Raw genomic sequence first — 17,215 nt, forward strand, 5'->3', positions numbered from 1 at the left:
GCCTCACCACTGGCCGTAGAACACGCCGGCGCGCTTGTGCCCGGCGGTGGCGGCGGCCACCTGCGCGTCGCTGACCGTGGTGCGGTGCCGCCGTGCAGCCAGGAAGGCCAGCAGCCGGTCGCGCAGCTGTGCGCGCACGTCGGCGGTGGCCAGGTCGCGGCCCAGGTCGTGGAACTCGTCGGGGTCGGCCTGCAGGTCGTAGAGCTGCTCCGGCAGGTCCAGCCAGTAGACGTAGCGCCAGCGCGCGGTGCGCAGGCTGAAGGCGCGGCAGCGGTCCACCGGGCGGCCCAGGGTCAGCCGGGCCTGGCGGTAGCTGTAGTCCAGCTCGCTGTAGGCCATGTCGCGCCAGTCCGCCGGGTGCTCGCCGTGCAGCAGCGGCTGCAGGCTGCGGCCTTCCAGGCGCTGCGCCGGCTGCGTCACCTGCATCGCGTCGAGGATGGTGGGCACGATGTCCACCGACTCGACGAAGCGCGGGTCCACCGTGCCGCGCGTGGCGTCGGCCGCGGCGCGTGGGTCGGCCACGATCAGCGGCACCTTCTGCACCGTGTCGTGGAACAGCTCCTTCTCGCCCAGCCAGTGGTCGCCCAGGTAGTCGCCGTGGTCGGCGGTGAAGATCACCAGCGTGTCGTCGAGCACGTCCTGCGCCGCCAGGGCATCGAAGAGCCGGCCCAGGTGGTCGTCCAATTGCGTGATCAGGCCCTGGTAGGCCGGGCGCACGGTGCGGATGCAGTCGTCGCGCTGGAAGCTGACGCTCTCCTCCTGCTGGCGGTAGGCCGCGAGCACGGGGTGCTCCGCTTCGCGTTCGGCGGCGCTGCGCACCACCGGCAGGCACTGGTCGGCCGTGTACATCGCGTGGTAGGGCGCCGGCGCCATGTAGGGCCAGTGCGGCTTCACGTAGCTCAGGTGCAGCACCCAGGGCTGCCGGCCCATGCGCTGCACGAAGCCGATGGCCTGGTCGGTCATGTAGGCCGTCTCGGAATGCGCTTCGCGCACGCGCGCCGGCAGGTGGCAGTGGCGCATGTGCCAGCCGCTGACCACGGAGCCCTCGGCGTCCACGGCCGAGATGACGAAGTCGCTCCACGGGTCGGCGCTGTCGTAGCCGTGGGCGCGCAGGTAGGCCGGGTAGCCGCTCTCGTCGCCCGGCGTGTGGTGGCCGTCGTAGCGGTCGATCTCCTCGAAGCCGCCGCGTTCCAGCAGCGTGGCCAGCTCGCTGCCGCCTTCGAGCTGCAGGCGCGCCAGGCCCTGGCGGTCGGGCATCACGTGCGTCTTGCCGGCCAGCGCCAGGCGGTGGCCGGCTCCGCGCAGCATCTCGCCGAGCGTGACCTCGCCCACCGACAGTGGCACCCGGTTCCAGGTGGCGCCGTGGCTGATCGGGTAGCGGCCGGTGTAATACGACATCCGGCTCGGCCCGCAGACGCCGCTGTTGACGAAGGCGTTGGCGAAGCGCACGCCGCGCGCGGCCAGCGCGTCCAGGTTGGGCGTCTTCAGGCAGGGGTGGCCGGCGCAGCCCAGGTGGTCCCAGCGCAACTGGTCGGCCATGATGAAGAGCACGTTCACCACGGCCTCCCGTGTGCTGGCGGCCGTGACGTCACTGGCCGGGCTTGAAGCCCGAGGCGCGGATCACCTCGCCCCAGCGGTCGTAGTCGGCCTTCAGGATGCCGGCCAGCTGGTCCGGGCCGTAGCCGGTGGGCTCCAGCCCCATGTCCACCAGCCGCTTGTTCAGTGCCGGGTCGGCCACCGCGGCCATTGCGGCAGCGGACAGCTTCTTCAGCACCTCCGGCGGCGTGCCGCCGGGCGCGAACATCGCGTACCAGGGCTTGGCCACCAGGTCGTAGCCCAGCTCCTTGAAGGTGGGCACGTTGCCGAAGGCCGGGTCGCGCTGGTCGCCGGCCACGGCCAGCAGGCGGGCACGGTCGCTCTGCACCAGCGCGCGGATGTCGGCGGCCACAGTGGACAGGGCCGAGATCTCGCCGGCGGCCAGCGCCTGCATGGCTGCGGCCGTGCCCTTGTACGGCACGTGCGTCATCGGCAGGCCGGCGGCGCGGCCGAACATCACGCCGAAGAAGTGCGGGATGCTGCCCGGCGCGGCCGAGCCGTAGAAGCCGTTCTTCTGCGGGTCGCTCTTCACCCAGGCCACGTACTCGGCCAGGGACTTGGCCGGCACGTTGGTGGCCACGCCCAGGCCGACCTGGAAGCTGCTGAGGTGGGCCACCGGCGCGAAGTCCTTGAACGGGTCGTAGCGCAGCTGGCCGGCGAAGCTGTGCGGGAAGATGCCCATCGTGGCCACCGGCGTCATCAGCAGCGTGGTGCCGTCGGCCGGCGCGGCCTTCACGAGCTCGTTGGCGATGCGCCCGCCCGCGCCGGGCTTGTTCTCCACGATGACGGTCTGCTTCAGCGTGCCGGCCATGTGCTCGGCCACCACGCGCGCCAGCGCGTCGCTGGTGGCGCCGGCCGGGTAGCCGACGATGACCTTCACCACGCCCTGCTGGGCCCATGCCGGCGCGGCCAGGGTGGCGGCCGCGGCGGCCACCGCGGTCGAGAGCAGGGTGGTCAGGAAGCGCTGGCGGTTCATGGGCTGGTCTCCGTCGTCATCAGGGGTTGTGCGGTGACGGCAATCTACGCCCCGGGCCTAGAGTTGTTGAAAACAACTCTGCCCCGGGATGACCCTGAGCCTGCGCCACCCGCGGTCGCTGGACGACCTGCTGAACTACCGACTGCTGCAGCTGCACGCGCTCAGCGGCGCGCCGGTGATCCGTCTGCTGGAAGGGCGCTACGGCATCGCCCGGCGCGAGTGGCGTTTGATCGGCCTGCTGGCGGCGCGGGGCGAGCTGTCGCCGTCGGCGCTGGCCGACGAAGCGCAGCTGGACCGCCCGCGCACCAGCCGTGCCATCGGCGCCCTGGTGGCCAAGGGCCTGCTCGCGCGGGTGCCGCTGCCGGGCGACGCGCGCCAGGCCCGCGTGGCGCTCACCGCGGCGGGCCGGCAGCTGCACGACGAGTTGTTCCCGCAGGTGGCGGCCATCAACCAGGCGGTGCTGCAGGCGGTGGACGACCGCGCGATCGGCCAGCTCGACCAGCTGCTGACCGCGCTGACAGCCCGGGCGCGCACCCTCAATGCCGAGCTGGTGCAGGACGTGCGTGCCGACCGCCGTGCCGGCGGCTCGCGGCGCGTGCGGCCTCAGCGCTGAGTGTCCCCCGCGCCGGTGGTGGCCGCGGCGCAGGCGGCCAGCAGGCCGTGCATCTCGGCCGCGCTGCCTTGGTCCACCGACAGCACGGTCAGCCGCGGTGATTCGTCGCTGCGGCCGCGCGGGTCCACCAGGCGCCAGGCGTCGCGGACCTCGGCCTCCACCACCGCCGGGTCGTCGCCGGCGGCCACGAGCACCACCAGCCGCTGCAGCGGCACGCGCTGCAGCACGGCCTCGAGTTCGAAGCGGGTGCCCAGGCGGCCAGGGTGGTACTCGCGCAGGTCCAGCAGCACGGCGCCGGCACGGTCCATCAGCGCGAGCACGGTCTCGCGCCAGGTGGCGTTGCTGCAGAAGAGCTCGTGCACCCGGCAGCGGCCGTCGGGGTCACGCGTGCTGTCCAGGGACTGCAGGCGCGGTGCGATCTCGGCGGGATCGACGATGAAGTGCTCGCGCAGCCGGCCCCGCAGGAAGGCGAAGAACTCGTCGGGTTCCAGGTGGCCGCCGGCCAGGTCGGGCCCGGCGATCATCCAGGTGGGGCCCGCAAACCGCCAGCGCGCCAGGAAGCGGTCGGTGAAGGCCTCGCTGCGCGCGCTGGGCTTGAACACGCGCAGCATCAGCAGGGCACCGCACGGTGCCGGTGCACCGCGGCGGGCCCACCACAGCGCCACGCGCTCCAGCGCGCGCCAGCCGAACCATGCCACCAGCACCACGGCGGCCATCCATTCCATCGCATGCTGGGTGCGGGCGTCGAAGGACACCGCCAGCACCAGCGCGCCGCACCAGCCGGTGATCAGCGCCCAGTAGGCGTGCAGCGCCATCTGCTGGTCGCTGAACCGGCGCTCCTCGTATCGGCGGGCCAGGCGCAGCAACATGCGCCAGGCGGCGGCACCGGCCAGGCCCAGCACGAGCAGCAGGTACAGGCTGGCCCAGAGCCAGTCCTCGGCGGTGGTCTCGCTGTCCTCGCCGTCGTCGAAGGCCGCCGCAAAGGCCACGCCGAAGGCGAAGACGACGAGGCCGATGGTCAACGCCGCCACCAGCGGTGGCCCGGCGCCGCGCACCGCCGGCCGCAGGAAGGCCGCCAGCAGGGCCGCGAGCATGGCCGCGGCGGTGGCCAGCACCAGTGCCGCCCCCAGCTCCGCCCCGCTGCCGACCAGGCCAAGCCCGAAGGCCGCCACAGTCAGGCCGGCGCCGAGCCACACCCGGTCCTCCGGCAGGCCGGCCTGGAAGGCCCAGCCGAGCACGGCGGGCAGCACCAGCAGCGGCCACAGCACCAGCTGGGTCGCGAGCGTCTCGGCCAGGTTGGCAGCCCCCTCGTCACTCGCCGGGTCGCCCAGCGCCGGTTCGCCGCTCATCTGCCACCAGACCACACCGGCCACCAGCAGCACGCACAGCAGCAGCCACCAGTACAGCAGGCCGGCGGTGAACTGCACGCCCAGGACGCGCCGGCGCAGCCGCCGGGCACCGGTGGCTGGCGTGCCACCAGTGGCAGCGGCAACCTGGTCCGCGTCCATCAGGTCGATGTCCAGCGGCGTGCGGTTCGGCGGCGCCGTGGGCCGGTGCAGCTGGACGCCGCCGTCACCACGGGCCAGGTCCGCCTGCAGCGCGGTGATGGCCCGCACGTAGCGGCGCCGCGCCCACGCGGCACCAGCCACCGCCAGCGGCACCAGCAGCACCACCAGCAGGGCGACGACAGCGCTCCACTGCGTCAGGTTGAGGTCGTCGTCGGTCATGGTGGGCGCAGTGTGCGCCTACGATTGCCAACGTGAATCCCGAGGATTGGTTCGCCGCCCGCGGCTGGACGCCGTTTCCCTTCCAGCGCGAGGTCTGGGCGGCCATGGCCGCCGGCCACAGCGGCCTGCTGCACGCCACCACCGGCAGCGGCAAGACGTACGCGGTGTGGATGGGGGCGCTGACCCGCGCCTGCCCGGCGCCGGGCCTGCAGGTGCTGTGGCTCACGCCGATGCGCGCGCTGGCCGCCGACACCACGCGCGCGCTGGCCTTGCCGCTGCCCGACCTCGCCCCCGCCTGGCAGGTCGGCCAGCGCACCGGCGACACCCCCAGCGCCGAACGCGCGCGGCAGGAGCGCCGCTGGCCGAAGGCGCTGGTCACGACACCGGAGTCGCTGAGCCTGATGCTCACCCGCGAACACGCGCGCGACGAACTCGCCGGTGTGCACACCGTCATCGTCGACGAATGGCACGAGCTACTGGCCAGCAAGCGTGGCACGCAGGTGCAGCTGGCGCTGGCGCGGCTGCGGCGATGGAATCCGGGCCTCGTGGTCTGGGGGCTGTCGGCCACGCTGGGCAACCTGGACGAGGCGATGGCCACACTCTGTGGCCCCGGCGGCCAGCTGGTGCGCGGGCGCATCGACAAGGCCCTGGTCATCGACACCCTGCTGCCGGCCGAGCCTGGGCGCTTCAGCTGGGGCGGTCATCTGGGCGCGCAGATGCAGCAGCCGGTGGTCGACGAGGTGGCCAAGGCCGAGACCACGCTGATCTTCACCAACACACGCAGCCAGGCCGAGATCTGGTACCAGCTGCTGCTCGAAGCGCGCCCCGACTGGGCCGGCGTGGTGGCGCTGCACCACGGCAGCCTGGACCGCGACACGCGCGACTGGGTGGAGCGCGGGCTCAAGGAAGGCCGGCTGAAGGCGGTGGTGGCCACCTCGTCGCTGGACCTGGGCGTGGACTTCCTGCCGGTGGAGCGCGTGCTGCAGATCGGCAGCGCCAAGGGCGTGGCGCGGCTGCTGCAACGTGCCGGCCGCAGCGGCCACGCGCCCGGCCGCGCCAGCCGCGTGACGCTGGTGCCCACCAACACGCTGGAACTGGTGGAGGCCGCCGCCGCGCGTCGCGCCGCGTTGGCCGGGCAGGTGGAGTCTCGCCTGGCACCGGACAAGCCGCTGGACGTGCTGGTGCAGCACCTGGTGACGGTGGCGCTGGGCGGCGGCTTCGACGCCGAGGCGCTGTTCGACGAGGTGCGCAGTGCCCCCTGTTATGCCGGGCTGACGCGCGCCGAGTTCGAGTGGGCGCTGGCCTTCGTCGAGCGTGGTGGCGACAGCCTGGGCGCCTACCCCGAGTACCACCGCGTGCAGCGCGACCCCGACACCGGCCTGTGGCGCGTGCCCGACCGCAGCATCGCCCGCCGCCATCGGCTGCAGGTGGGCACCATCGTGGCCGACGCGACCATGACGGTGCAGTGGGTCTCGGGCGGCAAGCTGGGCTCGATCGAGGAAAGCTTCATCGGCCGGCTCAGCCCCGGTGACCACTTCGTCTTCGCCGGCCGGGTGCTGGCGTACGTGCGCACGCAGGACATGGCGGCGCTGGTGCGCAAGGCCAGCAAGCCCAAGGGCATCGTGCCGGCCTGGGCCGGCAGCCGCATGCCGCTGTCCAGCGAGATGGCCGACGCGGTGCAGGCGCTGCTGGACGCGGTGGACCGGGGCGAGGCCAGCGAGCCCGAACTGCAGGCGGCCGGGCCGATGCTGACGACGCAGCAGCGGCTGTCGCTGCTGCCGCGGCCGGGGCGGCTGGTGGCCGAGACCTTGGTCACGCGCGAGGGCCACCACCTGTTCCTGTACCCCTTCGGCGGGCGCAACGTGCACATCGGCCTGGCGCAGCTGCTGGCCTGGCGGCTGGCCCACCGTGTCCAGGGTGCCCGTCCCAACACCTTCTCGCTCAGCGTCAACGACTACGGGCTGGAGATCGTGGCCGCCGAGCCGCCGGACCTGTCGGCGCTGCACGACGGCTCGCTGTTCGCCACCGGCGACCTGATGGCCGACGTGCTGGCCAGCCTGAACAGCGGTGCGCTGGCGCAGCGGCGTTTCCGCGAGATCGCGCGTGTGGCGGGCCTGGTCTTCGGCGGCTACCCCGGTGCGCCCAAGAGCCTGAAGCAGCTGCAGGCTTCCAGCAGCCTGTTCTGGGAGGTCTTCCGCCAGTACGACCGCGGCAACCGCCTGCTCGGCCAGGCCGAGCAGGAGGTGCTGGCGCAGGAGCTGGAGATGACCCGTCTGCGCGCCGTGCTCGATCACATGGCGCGCACGCCGCTGGCCGTGGTGCCGCTGCAGACGGCCAGCCCCTTCAGCCTGCCGCTGATGGTGGAGCGGCTGCGCGAGCAGCTCAGTACCGAGAAGCTGGCCGACCGGCTGGCGCGGCTGCTGGCCGATGCGGAGCAGGCGGCCATGGACCCCGCGCCGGCACCGCGCCGCCGCCGACGCTCGCCACGGCGCCAGGCCTGATCGCGGCCCGTCTGGCGCGCGGCGGCTTCGATGGCAAGATCGCGGCCAGCAAGCAAGGAGCACCCCCGATGCACTGCACCCGCATCCTGACCCTGGCCGCCGCCTTCTGCCTGGCCGTGGGCGTTCCATTGGCCGGGTCGGCGGCCACGCTGACCGGCCAGGTGGACAAGGTGATCGACGGCGACAGCCTGGTCTTTGCGCCCGCAGGTGGCGGCAAGCCGATCGAGGTGCGCCTGCACGGCATCGACGCGCCCGAAGGCTGCCAGGCCGGCGGCGAGGCCTCGCGCGAATACCTGACGTCCTTCGTCATGGGCAAGCCGGCAACGCTGCAGACCAAGGGCAAGGACGGCTATGGCCGTACGCTGGGCGTGCTGACGGTCGACGAGCTGGTGGTCAACCAGCGCATGGTGGCCGAGGGCCACGCCTGGAGCCTGCGCAGCAAGTGGAACCAGGGGCCGTACGTGCCGCAGGAGAAGGTGGCGCAGGCCTTCAAGCGCGGCCTGCACGCCGAGCGCGGCGCCGTGTTCCCGTGGGACTTCCGACGCAGCCACGGGCCTTGCGGGGCCGGCGACGGCGCCGCGTCGGCGCCGAAGGCGGCCGCTGCGGTGCCGGCAGCGTCCCGGCTGGCCGTGCCGGCAGCCACCGTGGTGGCGCACGGCGGTTTCCGCTGCGACGGCCGCACGCATTGCGCGCAGATGCGTTCCTGTGCCGAGGCCGAGTACTTCCTGGCCCACTGCCCGGGTGTCAAGATGGATGGCAACCGCGACGGCGTGCCCTGCGAGCAGCAGTGGTGCGTGCCACGGCGCTGACGCCGTGACCGGGGCTGGCCGCGCAGAACCCGGGTGAATGGGGGTGGCGCCGGCCACCGGGTGCGCCTACTCTGGGGTCCCGCCGACCCCCGGCCCACCCCGCAGGAGACCCCCATGCGCATCACCTTCGCCGCCGCGGCCATGCTCGCGGCCATGGCTGCCCCGTTGCCCGCTGCTGCGCAGTCCGAACCTTTCATCGGCCAGATCATGTGCACCGGGTTCAACTTCACGCCACGTGGCTGGGCTAGGTTGGATGGGCAACTGCTGCCGATCGCACAGTACTCGGCCCTGTACTCGCTGCTGGGCACCACCTACGGCGGCGACGGCCGCACCACCTTCGCGCTGCCGGACATGCGGGGCCGGGCGCTGGTGCACGACGGCAACGGCCCGGGTCTGACACCACGCACATTGGGTGAACGCGGCGGCGCGGAGACGCACACGCTGACCCCGTCCCAGATGCCGGCCCACACGCACACCGTGGCGCCGCGTGCCAGCACCGCCGCCCCCACGGCGTCGAGCCCGGCGGGCGGGGTGCCGGCGACGCGGCCGCGCCTGCCGATGTACGGCGCCGCGCCCGGCGACACCGACATGGCCACGGCCACCACCAGTGTCGCCGGCGGCAACCAGCCGGTGCCGCAGATGCCGCCCTACGTCACCGTCAGCTGCTTCATGGCGCTGCAGGGCATCTACCCGTCGCGCGAGTGAGGCGGCCCCCGGCCGGCCTCACTTCATCCGCGCCCAGCGCAGTTCCAGCGTGTCGTTGGGCCACTGCACCAGGTCCACGTTCGCCGCCATGGCCCAGTTGAGCTTGCGGCGGTACAGCGGCACGTAGGGCAGGTCCTCGGCGATCATCGTCAGCGCCTGGCCGACCATCGCGCGGCGCTTGGCGAGGTCGGGCTCGACGCGGATGGCGTCGATCACGGCGTCGAGCTTCGGGTTGCTGTAGCGGCCGGCGTTGAAGGTGCCCAGGCCGCTGCGGTCGAACGTGCGGAACAGGCCGTTGAGCGAGTTCCAGGCGTCGGGGCTGGCCGTCCAGCCGAACTCGATGAAGCTGGCACCGGCCTGGCTGAGCTTGGGGAAGAACAGGTTGGGCGCGGCCACGCGCAGCGTGGTGCGGATGCCCACCTGCGTCAGCATGGCCGCGGCGGCCTGGCACACGGCCTGGCGCCAGGTGACGTTCACGCAATCCAGCGTCACCGCGAAGCCGTCGGGGTACCCGGCCTCGGCCAGCAGGGCCTTGGCGCGTGCCGGATCGAAGGGCAGGCGGCGGCCCAGCGCCGGGTCGGCGCCGTCCACCAGCGGTGACAGGAAGGTGCCCACCGGCTCGGCCTGGCCGCGCAGCACCTTGTCGACGATGAGCTCCACGTTCAGCGCATGCCACACGGCCTGGCGCACGCGCCGGTCCTGGAAGGGGTTGCGGCCCTTGACGTCGCTGAACTCCAGCTCGGGCCGCGCCTGGTCGAAGGTGAAGTACTGCTGGCCGAGTTCCGGCACCGCGGTGACCTTGATCTTCGGCTGGCGCTTCAGGCGTTCGACGTCCTGGAACGGCGGGTCGAGCACCAGGTCCACCTCGCCGGAGGCCAGCGCAGCCAGGCGGGTGGCGTCGCTCTTGATGACAACGAAGCGCACCTCGGCCAGGTTGCCGTTGCGGGCGTCGGCCTGGCCCCACCAGCCGTCGTGGCGCTGCAGCACGGTGACCACGTCGGGCTCGTAGCGGGCGAGCTTGAACGGGCCTGTGCCGTTGGCGTTGCGCACGGCAAACGTTTCCTGCTTGCCGTTGAAGTCCTGCGCTGCCGTGACGCCGTGCTGCTCGCTCCAGGCGCGGCTCATGATGCTGATGTACTGCAGCTTCTCCGGCAGCACGGCGTCGGGGGTCTCCAGCAGCAGGTCCACGGTCAGCGGGCCCGTCTTCACCGCCTGCGTCACGCCCTTGAGCTGGAAGGCGCGCTGCGAGGTCTTGCCCAGGGCCCGCGTGATGGAAAACACCACGTCGTCGGCCGTCATCGTGCTGCCGTCGTGGAAGCGCACACCGGGTCGCAGCTGGAAGCGCCAGCGCTTGGGGTCCATCTGCTGCCACGACGTGGCCAGCGCCGGTTCCAGCTTGAAGGCCGCATCCCGGCCCACCAGCGACTCGTAGACCTGGTAGGCCACGCGCGTGTGGTACAGCAGGGCCAGCGCGTGCGGGTCCTGGGTCTGCGGGTCGAAGGCGCTGGCGATGCGCAGTGTCTGGGCGGCGGCGGGCACGGCCAGCGCCAGCGTGGCGGCCAGCGCCGCGAGCCATCGGGTGAGCAGCGTGTGTTTCATCGCGCGTGGCCGTCGCGCACCTGGCGCGCAGCGTCGAGGAAGTGGTTCAGGATCGGGTGGCCGTCGAGCTGCTCGTCGTGCAGCGCGCCCAGGGCCAGGAACTCCGGGTGCCACTGCATGCCGAAGACGTAGCCGGGGCCTGTCCAGCGGATGGCCTCCACCATGCCGTCGGGCGCAAGCGCTTCCACCACCAGCTCGCGGCCCAGGTCCTTCACGCCCTGGTGGTGGATGGAGTTGATCATCGCCTGCCGCCGGCCCGGGTACAGCCTGGCCAGCGTCGTGCCCTCGACGAGCTCGACTTCATGGAGCTGCCGCTCGTAGTGCTCGGCATCCACGTGCTTCAGCGCGTCGGGGCGCTGGGTGGGGATGTCCTGGTACAGCGTGCCGCCCAGCGCCACGTTGATCAGCTGGCAGCCGCGGCAGATGCCCAGCACCGGCTTGCCGGCCTGCATGAAACGCTGCAGCAGTTCCACCTCGTAGCGGTCGCGCACGGCGTCGCCCTGCCACTGGGGCGCGATCGGCACCTCGCCGTAGGCCTGCGGGCTGATGTCGTTGCCCCCCTGCAGCACCAGGCCGTCCAGCGCCTCGGCGTAGCCGTGCAGGCTGAGGTCGCTGCGCTGCACCACGCTGTCGCGGTCCACGGCGGGGATCATCACCGCCAGCACCTTGGGCGACATCAGCCAGTGCGCCACCGACTGCTCCAGGTAGTGCAGCGTGCGCGTCCAGATGCCACCCATGTCCAGCACCGGCCGGGTGGGGTAGTAGATGCGGGCGGAGATGCCGATGAGCAGCGGGCGGTCGATGGACATGACGGCGTGCAGGAAAGGATGCGCGGCGGCGACAGTGTAGTGACGACCGGGTCGGCGACGGGGTACGCGTGCCCTGCAACCCGCCGCCCTGGTCCGGCGGGCCTGCTATGGTGCAGGCCATGCCGATACCCCCCGCCCTCACCGCGCAGGCGTCGCGCTGGCTCGGCGACTGGGCCGGCGAGGTGGACCGCCGCAGCCTGCGCGACGACGGCATGGCGGGCTTCATCGGCGCGCTGATCGTGCTGCCGCAGGGCATCGCCTTTGCGGCACTGGCCGGCCTGCCGCCCACCTGGGGCCTGTACACCAGCATCGTGCCCTGCATCGTCGCGGCGCTGATGGGTGCCAGCCGGCTGATGGTCTCCGGGCCCACCAACGCCACCTCGTTGGCGCTGGCGGCCATGCTGGCGCCGCTGGCGGCGTCCAACCCAGCGTCCTACCTGCAGCTGGCGCTGGTGGCCACCTTCGCGCTGGGCGTGGTGCAGGCGGTGCTGGGCCTGGTCCGGCTGGGCGTGCTGGCCAACTTCGTCTCGCCGTCGGTGCTGCTGGGCTTCACCACCGGCGCGGCGGTGTTGATCGCCGAGCACGCGCTGCGCGACCTGTCGGTCAGCGGCGTCGAGGCCGCCGTGGGCGCGATCACGCTGGCGGCCACGCTGGCAGCGCAGCGCTGGGTGCCGGGGCGGCAGCACATGCTGATCGGGCTGGTGACCGGCGGGCTGGCGGCCTGGCTGATGACCCGCCAGGGCTGGACAGCCGACACGGTGGGGCAGGTGGCGCACGACCTGCCCACGCTGCAGGCACCGTCCATCACGCTGACCGACCTGCGCCACGTGGGCGGCGCCGCGCTGGCGCTGGCCGTGGTGTCGCTGGGGCAGACCATGGCCGTGGGCAAGGCCATCGCGGGACGGCGCGGCGAGCTGTTCGACCCCAACCGCGAGTGCGTGGCCCAGGGCACGTCCAACATCGTCGGTTCGTTCTTCTCCTGCTTCGTGTCCTGCGGCTCGCTGAATCGTTCGGTGGTCAACGAGCAGGTGGGCGCGCGCACGCCGCTGGCCGGGGCTTTTTCGGCGATCATCGTGGCGGCGCTGATGCTCGTCGGCGGGCCGGTGCTGCAGTTCATCCCGATGGCCGCCATCGCCGCCACACTGCTGCCGGTGGCCTGGAGCCTGGTGGACCGTCCGCATTGGCGGCGCGTGATCAAGCTCGACCGCGCCGAGGCCATCATCGCCGCCGGCACGGCCGTGGCCACGGTGCTGGTGTCGCTGCAGGTGGCCATCCTGGGCGGCATGATCGCCGCGCTCATCGTCTACCTGTACGGCAGCGCACGCCCGGCGTTGCGCACCATGGGCTTTGCGGCGCCGCCGTCGGCCGACCAGGGCCACCACGGCGACCGCCCCTTCGTCGTCATCGACGACTCACCCGCCGGCATGCAGCCGGAATGCCCGCAGCTCAAGCTGCTGCGCATGGAGGGCTCGGTCTACTTCGGCGCCGTGGCCCACGTGGGCGACCACCTGCACCGCCTGCGTGCCCAGCCCGACCCGCAGAAGCACCTGCTGGTGATGGCCAAGAGCATGAGCGCGATCGACCTCGCCGGGGCCGACCTGTGGGAGGCCGAGCGCGTGCGCCGGCTGGCGCTGGGCGGCGACCTGTACTTCCACCGTCCGCGACCGCAGGTGCTGGACATATGGCGGCGCAGCGGCTTCCTCGACCGCCTGGGCAGCGACCACATCTTCGACCGCAAGCCCACGGCGCTGCGCGCCATCGTCGACCGATTGGACCCCGCGATCTGCCGCACGTGCCAGGCGCGCATCTTCCTCGAATGCGCCAGCCGCCCGGGGCCGGAGCTGGCCCCCGTTCCCGTCACGACCCCTGTCCTGAAAGGAGAGCCCTCATGTCCCTCAGCGTGAAACAGATGCTCGAGGCCGCGCACGCGGCCGTGCCCCGCATCAGTCCTGAAGAAGCGAAGTCGCTGGTCGCCAGCGCCAACGCGCTGATGCTCGACGTGCGCGATGCGCCGGAGGTGGAAAAGAGCGGCCGCATCAGCGGCGCCCACCACGTCTCGCGCGGCATGCTCGAGTTCCGCGCCGACCCCGATTCACCGTTCCACGACAAGGCCTTCCGCCGCGACCGGCCAGTGATCCTGTACTGCGCCTCCGGTGGCCGCTCGGCGCTGGCGGGCAAGGTCCTCAAGGACATGGGCTACGCGCAGGTCTACAACCTCGGTGCCTTCAAGGACTGGGCCGAGGGCGGCGGCAAGGTCGACCACCCGATCGACCCGGGCATGTGAGCCATGGGGGCGTTCGGCGCACGCGCCCACGGCGAACGCCTGGCGCGCATGCGTGCGTCCCCACGCTGGGGTGGCGACGGCTTCCGCAACGTGCAGCCGATCGACCCTGGCCTGCGCGACCCGACCGCGGCGCGACCGACGCTGAGCGAGTTCCTCTGTGGCGGCCCACGCCGCGCGCCTGATGCACCACTGCCGTCGGTGGACCCGCGTGCCACCTGGGCGCGTCCGCCCGACAGCGGCCTGCGCGCCACCTGGCTCGGCCATTCCACGGTGCTGATCGAGATCGACGGCGTGCGCGTGCTGACGGACCCGGTGTGGGGGGCACGCGCGTCGCCGTTCCGGCTGCTCGGGCCCAGGCGCTTCCAGCCGGTGCCGCTGCGCCTGCGCGAGCTGCCGACGGTGGATGCCGTGCTGGTCTCTCACGACCACTACGACCACCTCGACTACCCCACCATCCGCGCGCTGGCCCGCCACAGTGCGGTGCCGTTCGTCACGTCGCTGGGCGTGGGTGCGCACCTGCAGGCCTGGGGTGTGGCGCCCGAGCGCATCACCGAACTGGACTGGTGGGAAAGCCACCGCCTGCCCGGCACCGGCGTCACCGTCACCGCGGCGCCGTCGCAGCACTTCTCGGGTCGCGGGCTCAAGGACCGCAACGCCACGCTGTGGTCGTCCCTGGTGGTGCGTGGCGAGCGCCACGCGGTGTTCTTCAGCGGCGACACCGGGCTGACGCCCGAGTACGCCAGCATCCGCGAGCGGCTGGGCCCGTTCGACTTGGTGATGCTCGAGGTCGGTGCCTACCACCCCTCCTGGGGCGACATCCACCTCGGCCCGGCCAACGCACTGAAGGCACATGCGCTGCTCGGCGGTGGCGCCCTGCTGCCGGTGCACTGGGGAACCTTCAGCCTGGCGCTGCACGACTGGGACGAACCCGTGGAGACGCTGCTGCGCCTGGCGGACCCGCAGGCCGGTGCGCTGCTGCTGCCGCGGCTGGGCGAGGCCGTGGAACCGGCACAGGCTGAATCACCCGAGCCCTGGTGGCGAACGGCGGCGCATGCGACACCGCACGCGGCCGAGTCCGAGGAACTGCCGCCGGCGCGGCTGCGCCAGCTGCCCTGGCCCTTGGACTGAACCCCGGCGGACTGGCGGCTCAATGCCGCCGGTAGTGCACGCGGCTGTTCCAGTCGCCGACCTGCACCGTGTTGAAACCGTCGCCGGTGCGTTCGAGCTCGAAGATCGCGTCGCCGACGTACAGCCGCCGGTCGTTCACGTAGCCGGTCAGGCGGTGGCCATCGACCTTGGCGCGCACGCGGCCGTCCTTCTCCACCGTCATCAGCACCTCCTTGCCTGCGCGGTCGTTGTGGCCGCGGAAGTCGCCGACCATCCAGGACGGGACGTGCGAGGTGTGGCCGCTGCGCCCGTAGTCGTCGTCGTGCTGGTGGTGCTTGGGTTGCTCGGCGTTGGACAGCGCCGCGCCCAGCAGCGCGATCGCGGCCACCGCCGCCACCGCCTTCGCGCCCTCGTGCTTGGCGCTGCCGGACCGCGTCTCGACGACGAATTCGGCCGCGCAGCCGTCGTCCACCCAGATCTCGCGGTGGTTGTAGTCCCAGGTCCGGCCTTGCACGCAGCGGGCTTCGGACAACTGCCGATCCAGGCGAACGTAGCCATGGTCGGGGATGCCGCAGGTGGCGTGGCGAAAGCCGTGGCTCTCGCAGCGCACGCGCTTGTCGGCCAGGGCTGCACCGGGCAGGGCAAGCGCCGCGGCCAGCACAGAAACGGCCCACTGGGAACGCACTCGAGGCATGTCCGGGATCCTCCGGTTGATGGAGGCCGGTGACGCTAGCACCGTGCACAGCCGGCGGCAAGCGGCGTCGTGTTTGGGGCGGCCCGCCCGGCTGCCGGAGAATGGCGGCATGCACAGCCCCGCCGCCCACGACCGGGATGCCGAGCACCTGGGCCGCCCCGTCCAGGGCTGGCGGCTGCGGCTGTACACCGTCATCTTCGAGGCCGACACCCGCGCCGGCCATGCCTTCGACCTGACGCTGATCGCGATGATCGTGCTCAGCGTGGCGGTGGTCGTGGCCGACAGCATCGCGTCGGTCCATGCCCGCCACGGTGCGCTGCTCGGCGTGCTGGAGTGGGGTTTCACCATCGCGTTCACGGTGGAGTACGTGGCCCGCCTGGCCTGCGTTCGCCGCCCGTGGCTCTACGCGCGCAGCGCCTTCGGCGTCATCGACCTGCTGGCCATCCTGCCGAGCTACCTGGTGTTCTTCTTCCCGGGCGCCAACGCGCTGATCGACGTGCGCGTGCTGCGCCTGCTGCGCATCTTCCGCCTGCTCAAGCTGGGCCACTACGTGCACGAGTTCCGCGCGCTGGGCATGGCGCTGGCGGCGTCGCGGCGCAAGATCCTGGTCTTCCTGTCGTTCGTGATGCTGGTCGTGCTGGTGATGGGCACGCTGATGTACGTGGTCGAAGGGCCGGACAACGGCTTCACCAGCATCCCCGTGGGTGTGTATTGGGCGATCACGACGATGACCACCGTGGGTTTTGGCGACGTGGTGCCGAAGACCGACCTCGGCCGCGTGATCGCGTCGATGATGATGCTGCTGGGCTGGGGCACGCTGGCCGTACCCACCGGCATCGTCAGCGCCGAGTTCACCGCCGCCCGCGTCGGCGAGCGGCCCACCACGCGCACCTGCCACGAGTGCCTGAGCGAAGGCCACCTGCCCACCGCCCGCTACTGCCGCGACTGCGGCGCGCCGCTGCCGGCGTACCGTCGGGACCCCGACATCGTTTGAGGAGAACGGCTTGGACGCCGCCTATGCCGCTGCCGAAGAGGGCAGCTACCACGCCAGCGAACTCACCCGCGGCCCCTGGCACCCGGAGCACCAGCACGCCGGGCCGCCATCGGCCCTGGTCTGCCGCGCCTTCGAGCAGGCCGGCGCCGTGCACGGGCTCACGCACCTGGGCCGGTTCACCGGCAACCTGCTACGGCCGGTGCCGATCGGCGCGCTGACGATCGAGGTCGCCGAGGACTACGTGGGCCGAAGCGTGGGCCACTTCTCGGCGCGGCTGATCGCTGGTGGCAAGGACGTGGCGCGCTTCACCGCGCTGCTGCAGCGCGAGGCCGACGTGCCGGTGCCCGACGGCACGCCCGGCCACCCGCTGCCCGAGGCGCCGCGCGCGCCGGCCGACTGCCCGCCGGTGACCATGCCCTTCGCCGGTCGGCTGCGCGGCTATGGCGACCTGGTGGAGAACCGGGTCGCCGAGGGCCGCTTCTTCCAGGGGCCGTGCAGCATCTGGTTCCGCCTGCGTCACGCGCTGGTGGCCGGCGAGGCACCCAGCCCCTACCAGCGTGCGCTGGTGGCGGCCGACTCCGGCAACGGCATCAGCGCGTGCCTGGACTTCGCACGCTACAGCTTCGTCAACGGCGACCTCACCGTGAACCTGCTGCGCCGCCCGGTGGGCGAGTGGATCTGTCTGCAGGCACGCACGGCGCTGGCCGGCAACGGCTGCGGGCTGGCGGAGTCGGCGCTGTACGACGAGGCCGGGCTGATCGGCCGCGCCACGCAGAGCCTGACGGTGCGGCCGCGCTGACG

At 72.4% G+C, this 17,215-nt stretch carries 15 protein-coding genes; 9 read left to right on the forward strand and 6 right to left on the reverse strand.

Features of this window, described 5'->3' with window-relative positions:
* Nucleotides 1-3: 3 nt before the first annotated feature.
* Nucleotides 4-1,560: a sulfatase-like hydrolase/transferase gene (locus ENE75_RS02385; protein ID WP_310733590.1), complete on the reverse strand. Its 1,557-nt coding sequence runs from the start codon at nucleotides 1,558-1,560 to the stop codon at nucleotides 4-6.
* A gap of 28 nt (nucleotides 1,561-1,588) precedes the next feature.
* Nucleotides 1,589-2,572 carry a tripartite tricarboxylate transporter substrate-binding protein gene (locus ENE75_RS02390; protein WP_128195248.1) on the reverse strand — a complete coding sequence of 328 codons (984 nt, stop codon included), beginning with the start codon at nucleotides 2,570-2,572 and terminating at the stop codon, nucleotides 1,589-1,591.
* Between the two features lie 88 nt (nucleotides 2,573-2,660).
* On the opposite strand from ENE75_RS02390, the gene ENE75_RS02395 reads away from it, so the two are divergent.
* Nucleotides 2,661-3,185 carry a MarR family winged helix-turn-helix transcriptional regulator gene (locus ENE75_RS02395; RefSeq protein WP_233258882.1) on the forward strand — a complete coding sequence of 175 codons (525 nt, stop codon included), beginning with the start codon at nucleotides 2,661-2,663 and terminating at the stop codon, nucleotides 3,183-3,185.
* Here the strand turns inward: ENE75_RS02395 and ENE75_RS02400 are convergent.
* Nucleotides 3,176-4,912 (reverse strand): hypothetical protein, encoded by a 1,737-nt coding sequence (locus ENE75_RS02400; protein WP_128195250.1) that lies wholly within the window; start codon nucleotides 4,910-4,912, stop codon nucleotides 3,176-3,178. The genes ENE75_RS02395 and ENE75_RS02400 overlap by 10 nt on opposite strands.
* 32 nt (nucleotides 4,913-4,944) lie before the next feature.
* On the opposite strand from ENE75_RS02400, the gene ENE75_RS02405 reads away from it, so the two are divergent.
* The 3 genes from ENE75_RS02405 (at nucleotide 4,945) to ENE75_RS02415 (ending at nucleotide 8,927) form a co-directional block, all read left to right on the forward strand.
* Complete coding sequence (locus ENE75_RS02405) at nucleotides 4,945-7,413, forward strand: ligase-associated DNA damage response DEXH box helicase (protein WP_233258883.1); 2,469 nt, start codon at nucleotides 4,945-4,947, stop codon at nucleotides 7,411-7,413.
* Nucleotides 7,414-7,481: 68 nt separating this feature from the next.
* Nucleotides 7,482-8,222 carry a thermonuclease family protein gene (locus ENE75_RS02410; RefSeq protein ID WP_128195254.1) on the forward strand — a complete coding sequence of 247 codons (741 nt, stop codon included), beginning with the start codon at nucleotides 7,482-7,484 and terminating at the stop codon, nucleotides 8,220-8,222.
* Nucleotides 8,223-8,336: 114 nt separating this feature from the next.
* On the forward strand, nucleotides 8,337-8,927 hold the full coding sequence (locus tag ENE75_RS02415; protein WP_233258884.1) for a phage tail protein: 591 nt from the start codon (nucleotides 8,337-8,339) through the stop codon (nucleotides 8,925-8,927).
* A gap of 18 nt (nucleotides 8,928-8,945) precedes the next feature.
* On the opposite strand, the gene ENE75_RS02420 is transcribed toward ENE75_RS02415, so the two are convergent.
* Both ENE75_RS02420 and ENE75_RS02425 read right to left on the reverse strand, forming a co-directional pair.
* Entirely contained in the window at nucleotides 8,946-10,526 is a 1,581-nt protein-coding gene (locus tag ENE75_RS02420; protein WP_128195256.1) for an ABC transporter substrate-binding protein, read from the reverse strand.
* Nucleotides 10,523-11,335 (reverse strand): gamma-glutamyl-gamma-aminobutyrate hydrolase family protein, encoded by an 813-nt coding sequence (locus ENE75_RS02425; protein WP_233258885.1) that lies wholly within the window; start codon nucleotides 11,333-11,335, stop codon nucleotides 10,523-10,525. The genes ENE75_RS02420 and ENE75_RS02425 overlap by 4 nt, the downstream gene beginning before the upstream one ends.
* Before the next feature lie 119 nt (nucleotides 11,336-11,454).
* On the opposite strand from ENE75_RS02425, the gene ENE75_RS02430 reads away from it, so the two are divergent.
* From ENE75_RS02430 to ENE75_RS02440, 3 genes are read left to right on the forward strand one after another with little or no spacing between them, the layout of a single operon-like run.
* Complete coding sequence (locus ENE75_RS02430; protein WP_128195258.1) at nucleotides 11,455-13,239, forward strand: SulP family inorganic anion transporter; 1,785 nt, start codon at nucleotides 11,455-11,457, stop codon at nucleotides 13,237-13,239.
* Nucleotides 13,224-13,619 (forward strand): rhodanese-like domain-containing protein, encoded by a 396-nt coding sequence (locus ENE75_RS02435; RefSeq protein ID WP_128195260.1) that lies wholly within the window; start codon nucleotides 13,224-13,226, stop codon nucleotides 13,617-13,619. The genes ENE75_RS02430 and ENE75_RS02435 overlap by 16 nt, the downstream gene beginning before the upstream one ends.
* Before the next feature lie 3 nt (nucleotides 13,620-13,622).
* Nucleotides 13,623-14,747, forward strand: coding sequence for an MBL fold metallo-hydrolase (locus tag ENE75_RS02440; RefSeq protein WP_128195262.1), 1,125 nt, complete (start codon nucleotides 13,623-13,625; stop codon nucleotides 14,745-14,747).
* A 19-nt stretch (nucleotides 14,748-14,766) separates the two neighbouring features.
* Here ENE75_RS02440 and ENE75_RS02445 read toward each other — a convergent pair whose 3' ends face one another.
* On the reverse strand, nucleotides 14,767-15,420 hold the full coding sequence (locus tag ENE75_RS02445) for a DUF3011 domain-containing protein (protein WP_158288838.1): 654 nt from the start codon (nucleotides 15,418-15,420) through the stop codon (nucleotides 14,767-14,769).
* Between the two features lie 109 nt (nucleotides 15,421-15,529).
* On the opposite strand from ENE75_RS02445, the gene ENE75_RS02450 reads away from it, so the two are divergent.
* Complete coding sequence (locus ENE75_RS02450; protein WP_128195266.1) at nucleotides 15,530-16,414, forward strand: ion transporter; 885 nt, start codon at nucleotides 15,530-15,532, stop codon at nucleotides 16,412-16,414.
* Nucleotides 16,415-16,424: 10 nt separating this feature from the next.
* The gene (locus ENE75_RS02455) at nucleotides 16,425-17,213 is read left to right on the forward strand and encodes a thioesterase family protein (RefSeq protein ID WP_128195268.1); all 789 of its coding nucleotides are present in this window, start codon (nucleotides 16,425-16,427) and stop codon (nucleotides 17,211-17,213) included.
* Nucleotides 17,214-17,215 lie beyond the last annotated feature (2 nt).

This window comes from Rubrivivax albus (assembly GCF_004016515.1).
Taxonomy (GTDB): Bacteria; Pseudomonadota; Gammaproteobacteria; order Burkholderiales; family Burkholderiaceae_C; genus Rubrivivax; species Rubrivivax albus.